The organism is Cohnella sp. CFH 77786 (assembly GCF_019400745.1).
Lineage (GTDB): Bacteria > Bacillota > Bacilli > Paenibacillales > Paenibacillaceae > Cohnella.
In genome coordinates, this window is record NZ_WJIB01000003.1 from 52,908 (window position 1) to 69,380 (window position 16,473).

Sequence of the window (16,473 nt, forward strand, 5' to 3'; positions counted from 1 at the left end):
TCTAAGCAGCAGGGTTATCGCTTTTTTTCGCAAAATGGCTAGTATAACTAGACTCCGTAAAGTAGAATGGAGGTAATCTCTTTTGTAAAACAGGGTTTTACACAGTGAAACAATTAGAATCAATCAGGAGCCGCCGCCATGAATTCGTTCAAAACCTTCTTCCGTTCCTATCATCCGATCGTGCTCACGCTCGTGTTCGGACATGGGCTATCCCGCATCGGCTCTTCGATGAGCATGCCTTTTCTCGCACTCTATTTAGCGCATAACACCTCGATGAGCCACGCCATGATCGGAGTCGTCGCCGGGGCGGGCGCGTTGGCCGGCACGTTCGGCGGCTTCATCGGCGGCGCGTTGTCCGACCGGGTCGGTCGGCGGGTGATCATGCTTACCGCCTTGTTTCTATGGGCGTGCTGTTTTATCGGATTCGCGGTGGCCAAGCTCCCGTTGATGTTCCTGCTGCTCAACATGCTGAACGGCTTGTGCCGCTCGTGGTTCGAGCCGGTATCACAGGCGCTTATGGCGGATTTGACGCCGCCGGACAAGCGGATGAAAGTGTTCTCCATGCGCTATTTGGCGGCGAACATCGGCGTGTCGGCGGGACCGTTGCTCGGGGCCTGGCTGGGAATGGGGGAGGGAGCGGTTCCTTTTGTGGTAACCGGCTTCATCTATTTGCTATACGGCATCGTCCTCTACGTCCTGCTGCTGTCGTTCGGCATCAAGCAAATCGAAGGTCCGCCGAAGGAGAAAATCACGCTGTCTTCGGCCTGGCAAGTGGTGCGCCGGGATACGTGCCTCAAAATGTTCCTGCTCGGCGCGATCTTCGTCGGGGTGGGCTACTGCCAGATGACCGTCACCCTGTCGCAGGTCGTGGAAGCGAACTTCGAGGGCGGCGTTCGGCTGTTCGCAGCCTTGATCTCGGTGAACGCCGTGACGGTCATCCTGCTGCAAATCCCGATCAGCCGCTGGGCGGAGAAGCGGTCGCCTCTGCTCGCGATCCACGTCGGCAACGTGCTCTTCGCCGCCGGGCTGCTGGGGTTCGGGTTTTCGAAGGACTGGTTCGGCCTGGCCGTGGCGATGGTCGTATTCACGCTTGGCGAAATCCTGAACTACCCGGCCGGAAGCGTGCTGCTGGACCGCCTTGCGCCGGAGGGCATGCGGGGAACGTATTTCGGCGCCCAGACGTTCGGCAATTTGGGCCAGTTCATCGGGCCGTGGGTCGGCGGGTATCTGCTCGGCGCTTATAACGGCACGGTGATGTTCACGGTGATGGCGCTCGTAGTACTCGGGGCCTCCGTCTTCTACGGGGCGGGGACGCGGGAGTTTGCCGCAAGAAGCAGCGGCACAAGCATGCAAGCGTGAAAACCGACAATCATTTCTCGTTAAACCTAACCTTGCGCTTCGAGCGTGGGCCTACTTCATCGAATCCAAGAAAGAGATTTGACTAACGGACACGAAAGTGGAGGAGCTTGCTTCAGCCAGCCTCTCTTTTGGTTTATTGAAGGAACGGGCAGGAGAGCGGAGTCATTCTAGAGATTGAACTTAAGAGATAACAGGATTATTCTGTGAATTAAGGAGGGGGATAATATGGTGCCGCCTGAAGTCAAAGTAATTTCCACATTATTTTCAGTATTCCTTGTACTTTGGACTGGAGCTGCATTGTTCGCCACTATCAAGCCAAAAACTTTTTGGAGAATAACGCAAGGTTGGAAGGCAATAAGAGAACCTTCAACTGCTTATTTTGTATTTTCTCGAATCGGAACTGCAATTTGTGCAATCATTGGACTTTTATTGTTAATCCAACCATATTTGCATTAACCGATTATTCTAACGGAGACGAGAGTAAAGAAGTTCTATTCACGAGAGAGGGGAATGCTTATTGCTTCAGAGATACATTCGTTCAGACCAGGATCAATTGGAAGAGTTTATGAAAACGATGTATGTTTCCAGAGGATATGTCTTTGATCCTGAAGGGTCGCATTCAGATATTAGAAGTATTGAACTTATATATTTTGGGACTGGAGGCGGATTTTGGTTATTGAAGGAAGAACAGAGCGTTATTGGGACTATTGGTTTAAAGGGTATTGATTCTGAAAACAGAATTGGTGAAATAAAGAGGTTCTTCGTCTTACCTGAACATCAAGATAAGGGTTACGGCAAAAGCATGATGAGCCGAATAATAGAATTTGCAAGACAAGCTGGATTAAAAAAGCTGAGGTTGGACACTGAGAAACAATCTTATAAAGCGATATCAGTGTTTCGAAGTTTTGGCTTTTATGAGATACCAAAATACAATGATAATGATATTGCTGAAATATTTATGGAATTATCCATTGTGTCATAACGAACCAATATACGTTCAGCTAACGGGTACGATAACTCAAGGGGATCGCCGGTTGCCTCACAGTCTGCCGATCCCTCTTGCTTGGTGCACCGAACACGGGATGGAATGGCTTTTTCACTTCGTTATGGTTCTCTCCCGGAGAATCTTCATTCCGTACAGCTTTTCCTAAAAAAACCGGTGATATTGTGCAACTATTTCCGATGGCTGCCGTCTAAAAAGTTGCACTCACATGCGGAAGTGTTACTGCGGGAGGGAATGGGTTTGAAGATAACGATCGGACTGAAATGGCTGCTCGTGCTGATGATGGTTTTCGGGGTTGCACCTGTTTCGGCCTCGGATCCGGGGATTCGGAGCAAGGAGGAGGCGCTTAAACGGGCGTTGGAGTTTCCGTTCGTTCCTGACGATGCTGTCCTGACCTATTCCGCTCAAAGTAAAGATGCCAAAGGCGACACGGTATGGGACTTCACGTTGCAACGGTCGTACCCGGACAGCGAGGACTTTCCGGCTGGGTCATACTCGGTTCGGCTTCGCTCTTCCGACGGTGCTCCTCGCCAACTCAGCGTGTCGGATAAGGTGCTTGATCGGGAATATGGGCAACAGCCCGCCGGCGACTCCAAAATGGATGCCGCGAAGGCGGCGGAAATTGCCGGCACGTTCATCCGCGGACTGGATTGGGGGCTGGACGCCGACTGGCGGCTGAACCCGTACCCGGATTCGGATTCCGGCAATGTGCCGGACGATCGGTCGAAGTTCAGGGTGAGTTTTGTGCGGTTCGTGAACGGAATCCGGTTCCCCGGTGACGGTTTTATCGTTTACGTGAATCCGGACGGGACGATTTTTTCGTACGCTATGAATTGGTCGGCGGGACCATTTGCCGATCCGATAGGCATCGTGACACAATCCAAGGCGGAACAAATCTTTCGCAACAACAGCCGGCCGGTCCTGTATTATTTGAATCTTGAGAAGCCTAAACTTGTATACGGTCAGTATCTACATACCCTTTCCGCTAAGGACGGCAACCCGCCGCCCGAATGGAACTTCAACCCTTACCCGGGCAGCGGCAAATGGAAACCGATTGTCTCCAAGCCTCTGGCGCCGTTGATCACGAATGCCAAGCTGACGGACAAACAGATGAGGGAAAAGGCGAGGAGGCTGCTCGGGATCGCCGGCCCCCACAAGGTAAGCAATCCGTCTCCCGGATTTTACCGTTTCTCGGTTGCAACGAAGGATCCGAAATACACTCTCGTCATGGATGTCATCTATAACCTGAACACGGGGCAGGTCGAGTCCCTTGGCAGAAACGGCAACTGTTACGATTATGACCCGAAGTCGACGGGAAAGGCGGAGATCGGCGAGAACAAAGCGAGGCAGATTTCCGAAGCCTTCATCAAAACGGCGATGCCTGCCTATGCCGATAAATTGAAGGAAACGGATTTCCGCAAAAACAGTACTGGCGGTACGAAGCCCTGCTCCATCTATATCTTGAGCTACAACAGGGTGGCGGACGGAATCGCCGTGGCCGATGAAACCGTGCAGATCGTGATTTCCGCTGGAAACGGGACGATTCAAGCCGTCGAGTCAAGCTTGTCTCAGAGGAGCTATCCAGCTAAGGCTACGGTAAAAATCAGCGAGGATGAAGCGGCGAAGAAGCTTCTTTCCCTGTATGACGTTGTCTTGACTTACCAGAGGACAAGTGCGGGCAGTCTGGAACTGTTTTATACGCTCATGCTGAAACCATCCGTTCCCCGATTCAATAACGGTCGTTACGGATTTGAACCTGTGCTGGATGCCGGGTCGGGCGCTTGGCTGAACATGGACGGAGATCCGGTGAAAGGATAGAGATATCATGACTGTTGCGGGTTTTCTCGACAGTCTGAACAGGCGCCGGCGTTTACGGCGCCCTTTCTTTTGCGCCGTGTACCGATTCAATCAACACTTCCAATATGTGTTTATGGGAATTGGAGGGACCCGGAGGGTTGCCGTTCCATTGCTATACGTAACGGTGCTCCCGGAAAGCGGCGGCTTGGCCGCAAAACGCGCCAAACTCGTCAACGAGATTCCACACCGTTGCATTCACGATGTAAAATCGCCGACCGGTGCTGGATATCCGGATTCCCGTGAAGGGTTCGACGAATCCTTTTTCGCTTACCTCCTTCAATAATCGGTCGCGCTCTTCGCGCAACATGGGTTCTGCGGTCATCCTGGAAGGCGTGCGGGTAAACGTCTCCCAGTCCATTTCCCATAGCTTCAGCACCGTTTGGTTGCCGAAATTCAAAACCGGATCAGCCTCCGTCCCGTGGGACAACACCGCGAACGGGGCATGAAACAGCCGATCGAATTCGTCGCAGAAACCGTCAACGCCGTCCAACAGATTTTTCCCGGTCCATTTTTTGTAGCTATCGAGAATGATGCGGGCATGCTTAACCGTTGCTCCAACGCCGGTGTATGTCACGACTCTCAACCCTCTGAATGCAGATTTTATCCCGCTGCTAAACGGCTTCCATATATTTTCTCAGCAAAATAGAAGCAAAACAAGAGGATTTCGCGCGATGAATCAAGAGCCGGCATCGGCCGTTTTTTGCATGATTTCACCACTCGTTAATAAAAATCCCGCAAATTTGTAAATGCTAAACTCATAAACCAACGGGGGGCACACATCATGCCAATTTATTATTTTATGTTCGAGGCTATACCGAATCCAGATAATCCTGAACGTAACGAATTAGCGGGTGCGTTTGTTAACTGTTGGGTAAAAGGCGATGATGTTGATGTTGCTTTGAAGGAAGCAAGGAAGTACATCAATAATCAAGGCTGGAACGTGATTAACATAGAAGAACAGGATATCGCAAATCGCGACTGGTATGAGAATGATGTTGATAAAGCAGAATATCTTGAATGTTTCGAGCAGGCTGTAAATGTTGGAATTGCGGCGATCATTAACTCATGGCCAAATGAGGAAAATGATGAGCAAACCAATCCAGAGTAGTTTGAGGAATACTGCGCAATGGACAATGGGTCAAATCAGCCGTTTTAGATATGGAAACGTTAAACGATGAAGTGGTATTCTCTCTTTAATCCTAGTTTTCACATCAGATTAAGGGGTGACGAAATGCTTCTATCCGAACCGGGAGCGCTGATTGTCAACAACTACTCGCAAGCGGAATGCGGAATGTCGATCAGTCGATCGTTTCCCATTCATCATCTGGAGGATCCTATTCGTCTTCGCTCAGTAGGACGTCCAGCCGATCTAGCCGCCCACGGGGAACAGGCCTTTCAGGTTCGGATTTTGCTCGGGGACGGTCAGGAGGCAGGAGTCAACGAGCCCGGCGAAATCGTTGTTCGCGGTGCTCAGACGATGATAGGGTATTGGCGCCAGCCGGAGGCTTCAAGAGAAACAATGTGCGAGGGATGGATTCGAACGGGCGACGTAGGATATCTGGATCATGACGGCTATCTATATGTATTAGACCGCTTGAAGGATATGGTTATCGTAGGCGGTTCCAACGTGTTCTGCGCGGAAGTGGAGCAGGTGATCGCGGCTCATGAACGGGTTAGTGATGCGGCTGTTATCGGACTTCCACTTCCCGGCGAAGGCGAGGAGCTCGTTGCTTGCGTCGTACTGAGGAACGGCGGCCGTTTGGAACTGGCACAATTACGGGCATTTTGTGAACCTAGCCTCGCGCGGTACAAATGGCCGACTCAACTGTTTATTCTAGATACTCTGCCTCGAACGGCAGTGGATAAGGTAGACAAAAAATCGCTGCGCAAGCAACTATCCTTATCGGCGAAGGGCTAACGGAGACACTAGCTAAGTGATAAAAGGACTGCCTTGTGGCAGCCCTTTGCTCAACGCACTCGCGAAAGCGAACCGGGATAAACGAATTAGGCGGTGTCGGATAACGGGCTCGCGTTCGAATTCAATCGACGCCTTTCGGCTGCACGTCCGGGCAGCTTGCCGAAGAAGATCCATGCGCTGGGAACGAACTTGGCCGCGAAGGCAACCGTAAGCCAGGAAGCGCCCAACATGAGGATCCAGCTTCCCAAATAGCGGAAATGAGCCAGCCACGAAACTCCGGAATACGGTATATAACGATCGTAGAGGGTTAAAAAGAACAAATGGATCAAATATATGCCGAAGGAGTACTGTCCCAGCGGGTATAGCGTCTTCGATGCGAAAGAAGGCAATAAACGGGACAGGAGGAAAGCGGCTTGAATCAACACGAGCGATGCGAGAACGGATTGGAAGTTCCACAAAAACTCGTACCAAAGCGAATCGTACCTCGTTCCGAACGACCGCGCGTTGTAATAAAGCATCACGTGCGCGACGGAAAGTCCGAGCCATGTCGACCATAGGAGAAGCGACGCGGCGATTCGATATCCGCCGTTACTCCCTTTTCTAAGCTCGAACCATTGCTTCATTTTCGGATAATAAATGCCTAAAGCCGCTCCCACCGTAAACATCGAAAAATAAGAAAGCGACCAGCTTCCCTTGTTGGGAGCCTGCCAAACGTACTTGTTCACGAGTACGAAGCCCCATTGGACCAGGAAACCGAGCGGAATGAGCCAGCGGACGGATGCTTTCCATTTTTGCGTCATGGCAAGAAGAGCGGGAAACAACAAGTAGAATTGTATGCTGATCAATACGAAATAAAGATGGGCAAAAGCTTTCCCGGTGATCAATTGCTTCGCAAAGCTAAGCAGCGCGGCATGAGAAAGTATCGGAGCGTGATTAATACGCTGCACCAGCAGGAAGTAGAGCGCCGAGAAAACGATGTAGGGGACCACGATATACAGCAGCCTTCTCTTGTAAAAGCCCCCGATCCGCTTCAGATCGAAGGGGCGGGAATAGTAGCCGTAAAACAGCACGAAGCTGCTCAGCAGAATAAACGTGGGCGTTCCGATTTTCATGAAGATGTTCACGAAATTATAAAGGGGATAGTAGCTCGACTGTGTCATGGAGATCGTGGCGGATGCGCTCGCGTGAACGGAAAGAACGCAAAGGATCGCCATCGCGCGTACGATCTGCAATTCCGGAATAGGCTCGTTTTTCGTGATCGGGTACATCGACATTTTCATTCCCCTTGCAACCATGTCATTTAACCATTATGGAATTGCCGCATTAGGGGAGAATTAATAGGGAGGGGCTTTTGTGTAAACAAGCCCCCGGCTCAAAGGAGATGACGAGAGTAAACGCTTGCGGAAAGGGGAGTTCTCCGAAAATGGAAAAGACGATATACGAAATCAGTTATAACGGGCGGTTTACCGTCCGGATGATGTCGGAAGGCGAGCCGATGGAGGAAATCGAGTTCGACCAAGCGGCTCTGGAAGCGGTGCTGGCGGACATCGCGCTGAGGATGAAGGGGCGGCGGGACGGAATCGGCGAAACGGAGGCCGTGTGGAAACGGGTTTGTACCCAGGTCGGTCTTGCATTGCAGAACACGGAGCTGGCGCAGGACTCGGAACCGGATCCTCTAGACACGCTTAAACGCGTCGCGGACAGGTTGAAGGGGTAGCGTGCGGACAAGCCGGCCTTCAAGGAAATCATCGAGATAAACGCGATCGTGACCATAATAGCGATGCTCTCGTAGAGAATCAGAGAGGCGGAATCGCGGATTCGCCCGCCCCTTCCTCCCCCCTATTGAACCTGTCCTCTTGGAGCTGGCCTGGACCGGAACAACCGGGCGGTCAGCGGCCGGCAAACCCTATAGGCGGCATAGGAGCAGAACAGGATGATCAAGGGCATCACCGTGAAATTGTACCGGTAATCCGGAATGAACAGCAGCCGGACGGCGGACATGACCACGATGACCGTCCCCAGCAGCACGAGCGGATGTCTCCAACGCCTCAGGGACAAGAGCATGCCAAGCAGACCCGTCAGGACGATCGTGGCATGGAACGCGTTGGGGTTAGGGATGATGCGATACATCGGCTTGTGCCCCGCGCCCATGAAGATTTTCCCATACGTGTATTCCAGCTTGCCGATCGTGAACCATCGGAGGAACAGTCCCGTATGCTGCGTAAAGCCGACTTTCAGCCTCTCGTAGGCGACTTCCTTCTCGGTTTTGCCCTTCTGATCGACGAGGCCGTCGTTCCAATTCAAGTAGGGGAACGTGCCTGCGTAGAACGGATTCGTCTGCGTGGCGGTCAGGATCAGCCGGTCCATCACGACCAGGTTGCGGACCCACCAGGGCGACATGACGATTGCCAGTCCCGCTAGGGAGGCCAGCAGCGGTTTCCAGAAGGAGCGGTCTCGGGTCTGGAACCAATAGACCGCGTACAGCGGTACGCAAAGCGGCATGAACTCCGGCCGGATGAGGGCCGTAAGTCCAAGAAGGGCGCCGGCCAGTCCCGCATGAATCGGCTTGCGGGTTTCGAAAGCGATCAGCTGCGCGTACAGGTAGGCGGTCAGCATGAAGGCGGCGGGAACCTCGGTCAGAACGGCGCCGTTCGTCCACACGAACGAAGGATAGATCGCCGTCAGCAACGCGGTGAGCAGAGCAACGGCGTCGTTCGTCCACCGGCGGGCCATCAAGAACAGCAGCGTGAGGTTGCCCAAGCTAAGCAGCACGTTCAGGTAGCGCAAATACGGAAAGGGATCGCGCTTCGTATAATCGACCAGCTCGTAGACGGCGGTCATGATCAGCGGATAACCGGGCGTCACCAGCGCATTCGAGGTTTTCGATTTGTAGGCGTACACTCCGGTGTCGAGCCATTGGCGCACCATCTGGTCGTAATAGAAGGTGTCGTGCGGGATGAGATGGTTCACGGATCTTAGGAAGTCGACGCGCAAATAGACGGCCAGAACGACAATCGCGGCAAACGCGCCCCAAATCCATTTTTTCGACATGCGGATTCCTCCTTTCGGCAGTCGGTTATTTCCAGCTGACGACCGCGATGCCCGCCATGATGATGAAGGCGCCGATCCAGCGGGTCGGAGGAATGCTTTCCTTGAACATGGCAAAGGCAACCAGCAGCGCGAGCACGTATGCGAAGCTTTGAAGCGGGTAGGCGAAGCTGAGCGGCAGGCGGGAGAGCACGTACAGCCAGACCACGGTTGCCAAGCCGTAGATCAGGATGCCCAGCAGAATCAAGGGCGATAAAAGCACGTGCAGCGCGTTTTCAAGTTGAAATCCGCCGCTTTTTTCCAATCCGATTTTCCAAACGATTTGACCGGCGACGAGCAGGACGACATTGAAGAGGAGAGCCGCATAGACCATCGCTCACCGGGCCTCGCCTTGCTCGAGTTGTTCCAGCTGGTGCTTGGCCATGCCCATCTCCTGGGTGAGCCGGATCACGCGTTCGGTCAGCCGGGACACGACCACCGTCAAATGCAGGATCAGCATGAGGCAGACCATGATGCCGACGAGGAACAGCAGAGCGGGGGCGTATTTAACGCCGAGCAGCGCGGCCGTGCCTTCCAGCAGGCGGGTGTTGAGGGAGAACACGAAGAGCACCAGGCAGAACAGCAGCCACAGCAGCGAATATTGCTCCCTTAGGTAACGTTTTCTCATTAAGTGCAGCACGGCAAAGAGAAGGCCCAGGCTCAGGGCCATGGACAACGCTTGCACTCTCTCCACGCGAATTCCCCTCTCTAATAGGGAGTTTGACGGAGTCAAACTCTCTCCTCTAACGGAAGCTCTTGACCATGATGGACAGGGATACTTTGATCATGTAATACGCCGATTTCAAGGCGGTGATCGAGGATCGGCCCGCTTGGCGCTGCTCCATCTCCACCGGCACTTCGAGAATTCGGAAGTTTCTCTTCTTGACCATGACGAGCGAATCGACTTCCGGATAATCGGAAGAATAGTCTTCCGCGAACAAGTCGATGATGCGGCGATTGGCCGCCCGGAAGCCCGAAGTCACGTCCTTGAGCGGTTGACGCGTAATCAGCGTGATAAGGGCGGAGAGAAGCCGGATGCCCGTCCGGCGGCCGATGGTCGAGCGGTAGCCGGTCTTGTCCACGAAACGGGAGCCGATGACCATATCCGCAGCGCCTTGCCGGATCGGCTCCAGGATTTTGTTCAGCTCCCCGGGTTTATGCTGTCCGTCGGCATCGACCTGGATGGCGACGTCGAAGCCCTTCGCAGCCGCGTAACGATAGCCGGTCTGCACCGCCCCGCCGATCCCGAGGTTCTGGGGCAGCGTGATGACGTGCGCGCCGGCCGATTTGGCGGCTTGGGCAGTCCGGTCGGACGAGCCGTCGTTGACGACGAGAACGGAGAAGTCCGGATGGAGCTGCAGGATGTCCCGGATGACGGGATAGATGCTCTTCTCTTCGTTGAAGGCGGGGATGACGATGCATACCTTCATGGTGCTCTGATTCATGGAAACCGACCTTTCTAAACGTCTACTCTCCATCATGACCTTGGAAAGTTAAATTTTACGTAGAATCTTGTAAACGGATTGTATAAAAGTAAAGCCTTCTAAGTGGCCGTGAGACCATCCTCCTGGATTTACCTGCGATGTATAGACGATTTCGAAACCGGGAAGTTGTGCTCTGAGATTATTTTTTTCAAACAATTTTTGAGAATTTGCGCGGCTGGCAGACTCATCCCCGACAGCTTGCGACATTTGCACTCAAGGGCATAGGTGCGAAATTCGCAAGAAGCGGCACGAACATTCGGATATCATGATAATCACCACACGCGGCAAACGTATGGCTGCGGCCGTCGAACGGCTCTTCGGAGGCCGACAAACGTTCCGGATTATGAGATAATGGAAGCAAAAGGAAGGAGAGCGTCACGGGACGAGAAGCGTTCCAAAGCGAAAGTTATGCGGAAGTGTCATGTATGTGTCGTGAGCAATCGTTCGTGACGAAGGGGAGAAATATGAAAATCCATTCGAAACTTCTAACGGCAGCCGTGCTTCTCATCGCGTTAACGTCTGCTTGTACGTCAACTCCGGCCGGGGAATCTTCCGAGTCTGCCATAGCTCCAAGCCGTCCGGCGGCTTCTGGACCGTCCTCCCAAGCAACCTCCTCCGGGTCGGCATCCTTGCCGGGATCCGCGTCGCCGTCCGGCTCCGCGGGCGAATCCCCCTCCACGGCTCCAGCCGCCGGCAAGCCGGGTCCGGTCCGGCTGGAGGAAATCGCGCCGCAGGGCACTTACGACCGTCCGGTGGGCCTGGAGAGGCGTTCCGGGGAGCCGGACAAGCTGTACGTCGTGGAGCAGGCGGGCAAGATCCGGCTGCTTGATTTGGCCGACCCGGAAGCGAAACCCGCCGAAGTGCTCGATATCACGGACCGCGTGCAGGATGACGGCAACGAGCAGGGGCTGCTCGGCCTTGCCTTCGATCCGGCTCATCCCGCGGACGCCTACGTCAACTACACCACCGAAACGCATACGGTCATTTCCAGATTCTCCGCCGATCCTTCCGCGCCCGATCGGCTCATTCCGTCGAGCGAGCAAGTGATCCTGACGTTCGAGCAGCCTTACTCCAACCATAATGGAGGCCAGCTCGCCTTCGGGCCGGACGGCATGCTGTATATCGCGACGGGCGACGGCGGCGGCGCGGGCGATCCGCGCGGGAACGGCCAGAACAGGAAATCGCTGCTCGGCAAAATCCTCCGGATCGACGTCAGCCGCCAGGACGGCAGCCGCGCTTACGCGATTCCCGCCGACAATCCTTTTGCGGGAGGGGACGGCGCGCCGGAAATCTACGCATACGGACTCCGCAACCCTTGGCGGTTCAGCTTCGATTCGGAAACCGGGCGGCTGTGGGCGGCGGACGTCGGGCAGAACGAGTGGGAGGAAATCAACCTCATCGAGAAGGGCGGCAACTATGGATGGAACATCCGCGAAGGCAACGAATGCTACAAACCGGCCAAGGGATGCGCTTCCGAGGGATTACAGCCGCCCGTTTACGTGTACGACCACGACGCCGGAGTCTCCGTTACGGGCGGCTATGTTTACCGGGGCCGGCTTGTCCCGGGACTGACCGGCTGGTATCTGTTCTCCGATTATGCCTTCGGAACGGTGTGGGCGCTTAGGTTGAAGGAAGGCGGAGGCGTCTTGCATGAAACGCTGCTGCAAACCGGCAAGCAAATCACCTCGTTCGGAACCGACGAAGCGGGGGAAATCTACGTCGTGGCGCAGGACGGCGGCATTTTCAGAATCGGGAAGGGATAGCCTTCCCGATTTTCCTGTTGACAGGACAATATGAAAGCGATAACATGAGGTTACATCCTTTTTGAAAAGCTTTTCAAGAAAAGAGTTGGACTACCGCATGAAACCGACCATACGAGATGTCGCCAAATTGGCGAACGTATCCATCAGCACGGTTTCACGCGTCATGAATGCGCCGGAAACCGTAGTGGAGAGCAAGAAGAACCGTGTCCTGAACGCCATCGAGGAGCTTCAGTACAAGCCGAACGCGCTGGCAAGGGGGTTGATCTCCAAGAAAACCCATACGATCGGGGCCGTCATTCCGGACATCCGCAATCCTTACTATGCAGAAGTCATCCGGGGAATGGAGGACGCATCCAAGCGGAACGGGTACAGTCTTATCATCTGCAACACGGACCGTTCCCATAACCGGTTGTTCTCTTACCTGAACAATTTCTACGAGAAGCAAGTCGACGGCCTGCTCTACACGAGCGACTCCATGTACCCGGATTACTACAGCGAAGTTAAACGGCTGCGGCTGCCCGTCGTTCTCGTGTCGACCCACTCGATGGAATTCGAGCTCCCTTCCGTGAAGATCAACGACGAGCAAGCCGCATACGACGCCGCGAAAACGTTGATCGACCTCGGTCATCGCCGGATTGCGTTCATCGGCTTCGAGTTGACGGACAGCATCGCGGGGCAAACGCGTTACCAGGGTTTCGTGCGGGCCTTGCGGGAACACGGGCTCGAATCGTGCAAGGACAACGTCGTTTTCGTGGACGGTTGGAGCTACGATCCGATCCTGGCGGCCGAGTCGCTGGTCGCGAAGTGCCCGAACGTGTCGGCCGTGTTCACCGCGTCGGACGAACTCGCCATCGGGCTGATGTGCTACTTGAGCGAGAGGGGCATTCGCGTCCCGGACGATTTATCCGTCATCGGGTTCGATAACATCCGGATGTCGAGCATGACGATTCCCCGGCTGACGACGGTGGCGCAGCCCATGTACCAGATCGGGTATCGGGCGGTCGAGAAGCTGCACGCCCAAATCAACGGATTGAACGATCCGGTCCTGCGGGAGCAGCTGCCGCATGAAATTATCGTCCGGGCTTCTACCCGTCGAATCTAAAGGGTATGTTTTACGAAACGTTGAAAAGCTTTTCAGACCGTTCGCCCGTTTTCACGGCTTTTGGCTCGGTTCGTGATTCAGATGGTATAAAATCCGGCATACTATTCTGAATCACCTCCGATAAAACGTCTATCCGTCCGAAAAGGACGGCGTAGCCGTTTTACTTGTCGGATTAGATTAAGCAAGGAGGTGGGGGCGCAAACCCATTCCGTAAGCGTATACATGCACAGGGGTTTCATCCGTACTTGAGAAATCAACCATTTCCTAAAGAGGGGCTGAGTGGATTGGCGATGAAAAAGAGATTTACGTTGACCTTGGTATTCGTAATGGCGCTCTCCATGCTGCTTGCCGCATGCGGCGGCAAGAAGGAGAACGCGGAATCTTCCAAGGGCGCAAGCCCGAGCGCGCCCGCGAGTTCCGCGTCCGCTTCGCCGAGCGCAAGCGCCGCAAGCGGCAGCCCGCTGGCCGACGCGCTGGCCGGCAAGTTCAAGGGCACCAAAGTCACGATGTTCGGTCCATTCGTAGACGTAGACCAAGTGAAATTCGAAGAAGCGATCAAAGACTTCGAAACCAAAACCGGCATCGACATCGCGTACGAAGGCTCCAAGGAATTCGAAGCGACGATCTCCGTCCGCGTCAATGGCAACAACGCGCCGGACATCGCGGACTTCCCGCAGCCGGGCCTGCTGGCCAACATCGCCAAAACGGGCAAGGTCATCGACGTCTCCACGTTCCTCGACAAAGCGACGCTGGAGAAGAAATACAACAAGAGCTGGCTCGACATGGCCACGATGGACGGCGCGAACGGCAAAATCATGGCCGGCGTCTGGGCGCGCAGCAGCGTGAAGAGCCTGGTCTGGTACAACAAGAAAGAATTCGATGCCGCCGGCTACAAAATTCCAAAAACGTGGGATGAGCTGCTGGCGCTGACCGATCAGATCGCGAAAGACGGAGATCCGGCTTGGGCGATCGGCATCGAATCCGGCGCCGCCACCGGCTGGCCGGCCACCGACTGGGTCGAGGACATCATGCTGCGCACGACGTCCCCGGAGAACTATGACAAGTGGGTCAAAGGCGAGCTTCCGTTCACCGATCCGATCGTCAAGAACGCGGTTCAGAAAATGTCCGACATCTGGTTCAAGGACGGAGCCGTGTACGGCGGACGCAAATCCATCGTGACGACGGCGTTCGGCGACGCGCCGAAGGTGCTGTTCGACAATCCGCCGAAAGCCTGGCTGCACCGCCAAGCGAGCTTCATCACCAGCTTCTTCCCTGAAGGGCTGAAAGCCGGCGTGGACTACGACTGGTTCCCGTTCCCTTCGATCGACCCGCAATACGGCACCCCGGCTCTCGTCGCCGGCGACATCTACGCGATGTTTAACGACCGTCCGGAAGTGCGCGCCGTCATGGAATTCTTCACGACCGGCGAATCCCTTAAGACCTGGATCCAATCCGGCGGCGTCATCGCCCCGATGAACGACGCCGATCCGTCCTGGTATTCCTCGGATGTCGAGCGCCGCATGGCGGAATTCGTGAAGAACGCTCCTGCGATCCGTTTCGACGGCTCCGACCTGATGCCGGGCGCGGTAGGGGCGGGCACGTTCTGGAAAGGCATGACCGACTACGTCAGCGGTACGGTCGACTTGAACAAAGCGATGGAAGAAATCCAAGCCGGCTGGAAGAAGTAAGGCACCGCTAATCCCCAGTAAACGGAGGGCATCCCCGGGCATCCGATGCGCGCTGCCCTCCGTTTTCCATCCATGATTCAGAGAACGGCGGAAGCTGTTCATACTTGGAGAAAGGAAGATCCATGATGTCATCCGCTGCCGCTGCAAAGCGAAGTGTGCCCATAATCGCATTCTGGTCGGTTCTTGTACCGCTGCTCAACATCGCCGGGCATACCGCTATTTTCTTCCTTTTGCGCTCCAGCAGCCTGCATCCGGTCCTTTACGCGATTCTGGCCATTCTGTGGGGAGTGGCAGGCGTATATTCGATTTACTGGTCATTCAACCTGGTGATCGAGCTCTACCCGGACAAGTGGAAGCGGAGGATCCAGCCGTTCCTGTTCATCGGCCCCGCGATCGGGCTTCTGGGCTGGCTTCTGCTCATTCCGACCGTGCGGACGCTCGTCATGAGCTTCCAGGACGCCAGCTCCAGCAAATTCGTCGGATTCGCGAACTACGCGGCCGTTTTCACGAACCGGCTTCTGCTCACGGCGCTGCGCAACAACCTGCTGTGGGTCGTTTTCGGAGCGACGGCCTGCATCATCCTCGGTTTGTTGATTGCGGTCCTGGCGGACCGCAGCAGCTTCGAGCGCCTCGCCAAAACGATCATCTTCATGCCGATGGCGATTTCCTTCGTCGCCGCCGGCGTCATCTGGAAGTTCATCTATTACTACCAGCCCGGCGAAGAGCAAATCGGCTTGCTGAACGCCATCGTCGTGTGGTTCGGCGGGGAGCCGCAGGCGTGGACCAGCATGATGCAGCCCTGGAACAACCTGTTCTTGATCGTGATCCTGGTGTGGATGCAAACCGGTTTCGCGATGGTCATCCTGTCGGCCGCCTTGAAGGGCGTTCCGGAGGATATCCTGGAAGCCGCGCGGATGGACGGCGCCGGGGAGATCCGCGTTTTCTTCCGCATCATCATTCCGTACATCTCGACCACCCTGTTGTCCGTCACGACGACGATCATCGTGTTCACGCTGAAAATTTTCGACGTCGTCATGGTGATGACCGGCGGGCAGTACGACACCGAAGTCGTGGCGACGCAGTTCTACCGGCAGTTCTTCATGTACCAGAATTTCGGATACGGTTCGACGCTTGCCATCGTCCTCCTGATCGCCGTCATTCCGGTGATCGTGTTCAACCTGCGCCAGATCCGGAAACAGGGGGAGATCTGAG

General features: G+C 54.9%; 17 protein-coding genes. 11 read left to right on the top strand and 6 right to left on the bottom strand.

The window, feature by feature from the left end:
• Positions 1-138: 138 nt before the first annotated feature.
• The 4 genes from GE107_RS05460 (at position 139) to GE107_RS05475 (ending at position 4,180) form a co-directional block, all read left to right on the top strand.
• Entirely contained in the window at positions 139-1,359 is a 1,221-nt protein-coding gene (locus tag GE107_RS05460) for an MDR family MFS transporter (RefSeq protein WP_219638634.1), read from the top strand.
• 225 nt (positions 1,360-1,584) lie between these two features.
• A complete protein-coding gene (locus tag GE107_RS05465; protein WP_219638636.1) occupies positions 1,585-1,815 on the top strand; it encodes a DUF6199 family natural product biosynthesis protein in 231 nt (76 codons plus the stop codon).
• A gap of 61 nt (positions 1,816-1,876) precedes the next feature.
• Entirely contained in the window at positions 1,877-2,341 is a 465-nt protein-coding gene (locus GE107_RS05470; RefSeq protein ID WP_219638638.1) for a GNAT family N-acetyltransferase, read from the top strand.
• A 261-nt stretch (positions 2,342-2,602) separates the two neighbouring features.
• A complete protein-coding gene (locus tag GE107_RS05475) occupies positions 2,603-4,180 on the top strand; it encodes a YcdB/YcdC domain-containing protein (protein WP_219638640.1) in 1,578 nt (525 codons plus the stop codon).
• Positions 4,181-4,331: 151 nt separating this feature from the next.
• Here the strand turns inward: GE107_RS05475 and GE107_RS05480 are convergent, their stop codons facing one another.
• Entirely contained in the window at positions 4,332-4,793 is a 462-nt protein-coding gene (locus tag GE107_RS05480) for an MEKHLA domain-containing protein (protein ID WP_219638642.1), read from the bottom strand.
• Between the two features lie 207 nt (positions 4,794-5,000).
• Between GE107_RS05480 and GE107_RS05485 the strand changes: the two genes are divergently transcribed.
• Complete coding sequence (locus tag GE107_RS05485) at positions 5,001-5,327, top strand: hypothetical protein (RefSeq protein ID WP_219638644.1); 327 nt, start codon at positions 5,001-5,003, stop codon at positions 5,325-5,327.
• 123 nt (positions 5,328-5,450) lie between these two features.
• Entirely contained in the window at positions 5,451-6,137 is a 687-nt protein-coding gene (locus tag GE107_RS05490) for a class I adenylate-forming enzyme family protein (protein ID WP_219638645.1), read from the top strand.
• Between the two features lie 86 nt (positions 6,138-6,223).
• Here the strand turns inward: GE107_RS05490 and GE107_RS05495 are convergent, their stop codons facing one another.
• The gene (locus tag GE107_RS05495; RefSeq protein WP_255570243.1) at positions 6,224-7,417 is read right to left on the bottom strand and encodes an acyltransferase; all 1,194 of its coding nucleotides are present in this window, start codon (positions 7,415-7,417) and stop codon (positions 6,224-6,226) included.
• A 143-nt stretch (positions 7,418-7,560) separates the two neighbouring features.
• Between GE107_RS05495 and GE107_RS05500 the strand changes: the two genes are divergently transcribed.
• Complete coding sequence (locus GE107_RS05500) at positions 7,561-7,854, top strand: hypothetical protein (RefSeq protein ID WP_219638647.1); 294 nt, start codon at positions 7,561-7,563, stop codon at positions 7,852-7,854.
• Between the two features lie 122 nt (positions 7,855-7,976).
• Here GE107_RS05500 and GE107_RS05505 read toward each other — a convergent pair whose 3' ends face one another.
• From GE107_RS05505 to GE107_RS05520, 4 genes are read right to left on the bottom strand one after another with little or no spacing between them, the layout of a single operon-like run.
• On the bottom strand, positions 7,977-9,188 hold the full coding sequence (locus GE107_RS05505; protein ID WP_219638649.1) for a glycosyltransferase family 39 protein: 1,212 nt from the start codon (positions 9,186-9,188) through the stop codon (positions 7,977-7,979).
• Positions 9,189-9,213: 25 nt separating this feature from the next.
• Entirely contained in the window at positions 9,214-9,558 is a 345-nt protein-coding gene (locus tag GE107_RS05510) for an EamA family transporter (protein WP_219638651.1), read from the bottom strand.
• A gap of 3 nt (positions 9,559-9,561) precedes the next feature.
• Entirely contained in the window at positions 9,562-9,918 is a 357-nt protein-coding gene (locus tag GE107_RS05515) for a DUF2304 domain-containing protein (protein WP_370636269.1), read from the bottom strand.
• A gap of 49 nt (positions 9,919-9,967) precedes the next feature.
• Complete coding sequence (locus GE107_RS05520) at positions 9,968-10,669, bottom strand: glycosyltransferase family 2 protein (RefSeq protein ID WP_255570244.1); 702 nt, start codon at positions 10,667-10,669, stop codon at positions 9,968-9,970.
• A gap of 503 nt (positions 10,670-11,172) precedes the next feature.
• Here GE107_RS05520 and GE107_RS05525 point away from each other — a divergent pair.
• The 4 genes from GE107_RS05525 to GE107_RS05540 all read left to right on the top strand — a co-directional run bounded on the left by GE107_RS05525 (position 11,173) and on the right by GE107_RS05540 (position 16,472).
• Entirely contained in the window at positions 11,173-12,471 is a 1,299-nt protein-coding gene (locus tag GE107_RS05525) for a PQQ-dependent sugar dehydrogenase (protein ID WP_219638654.1), read from the top strand.
• A gap of 97 nt (positions 12,472-12,568) precedes the next feature.
• A complete protein-coding gene (locus GE107_RS05530; RefSeq protein ID WP_219638657.1) occupies positions 12,569-13,573 on the top strand; it encodes a LacI family DNA-binding transcriptional regulator in 1,005 nt (334 codons plus the stop codon).
• Between the two features lie 290 nt (positions 13,574-13,863).
• Positions 13,864-15,261, top strand: a complete 1,398-nt coding sequence (locus tag GE107_RS05535) for an ABC transporter substrate-binding protein (protein ID WP_219638659.1) — start codon at positions 13,864-13,866, stop codon at positions 15,259-15,261.
• 125 nt (positions 15,262-15,386) lie between these two features.
• Positions 15,387-16,472 (top strand): carbohydrate ABC transporter permease, encoded by a 1,086-nt coding sequence (locus GE107_RS05540; protein ID WP_219638965.1) that lies wholly within the window; start codon positions 15,387-15,389, stop codon positions 16,470-16,472.
• Position 16,473: the final 1 nt, after the last annotated feature.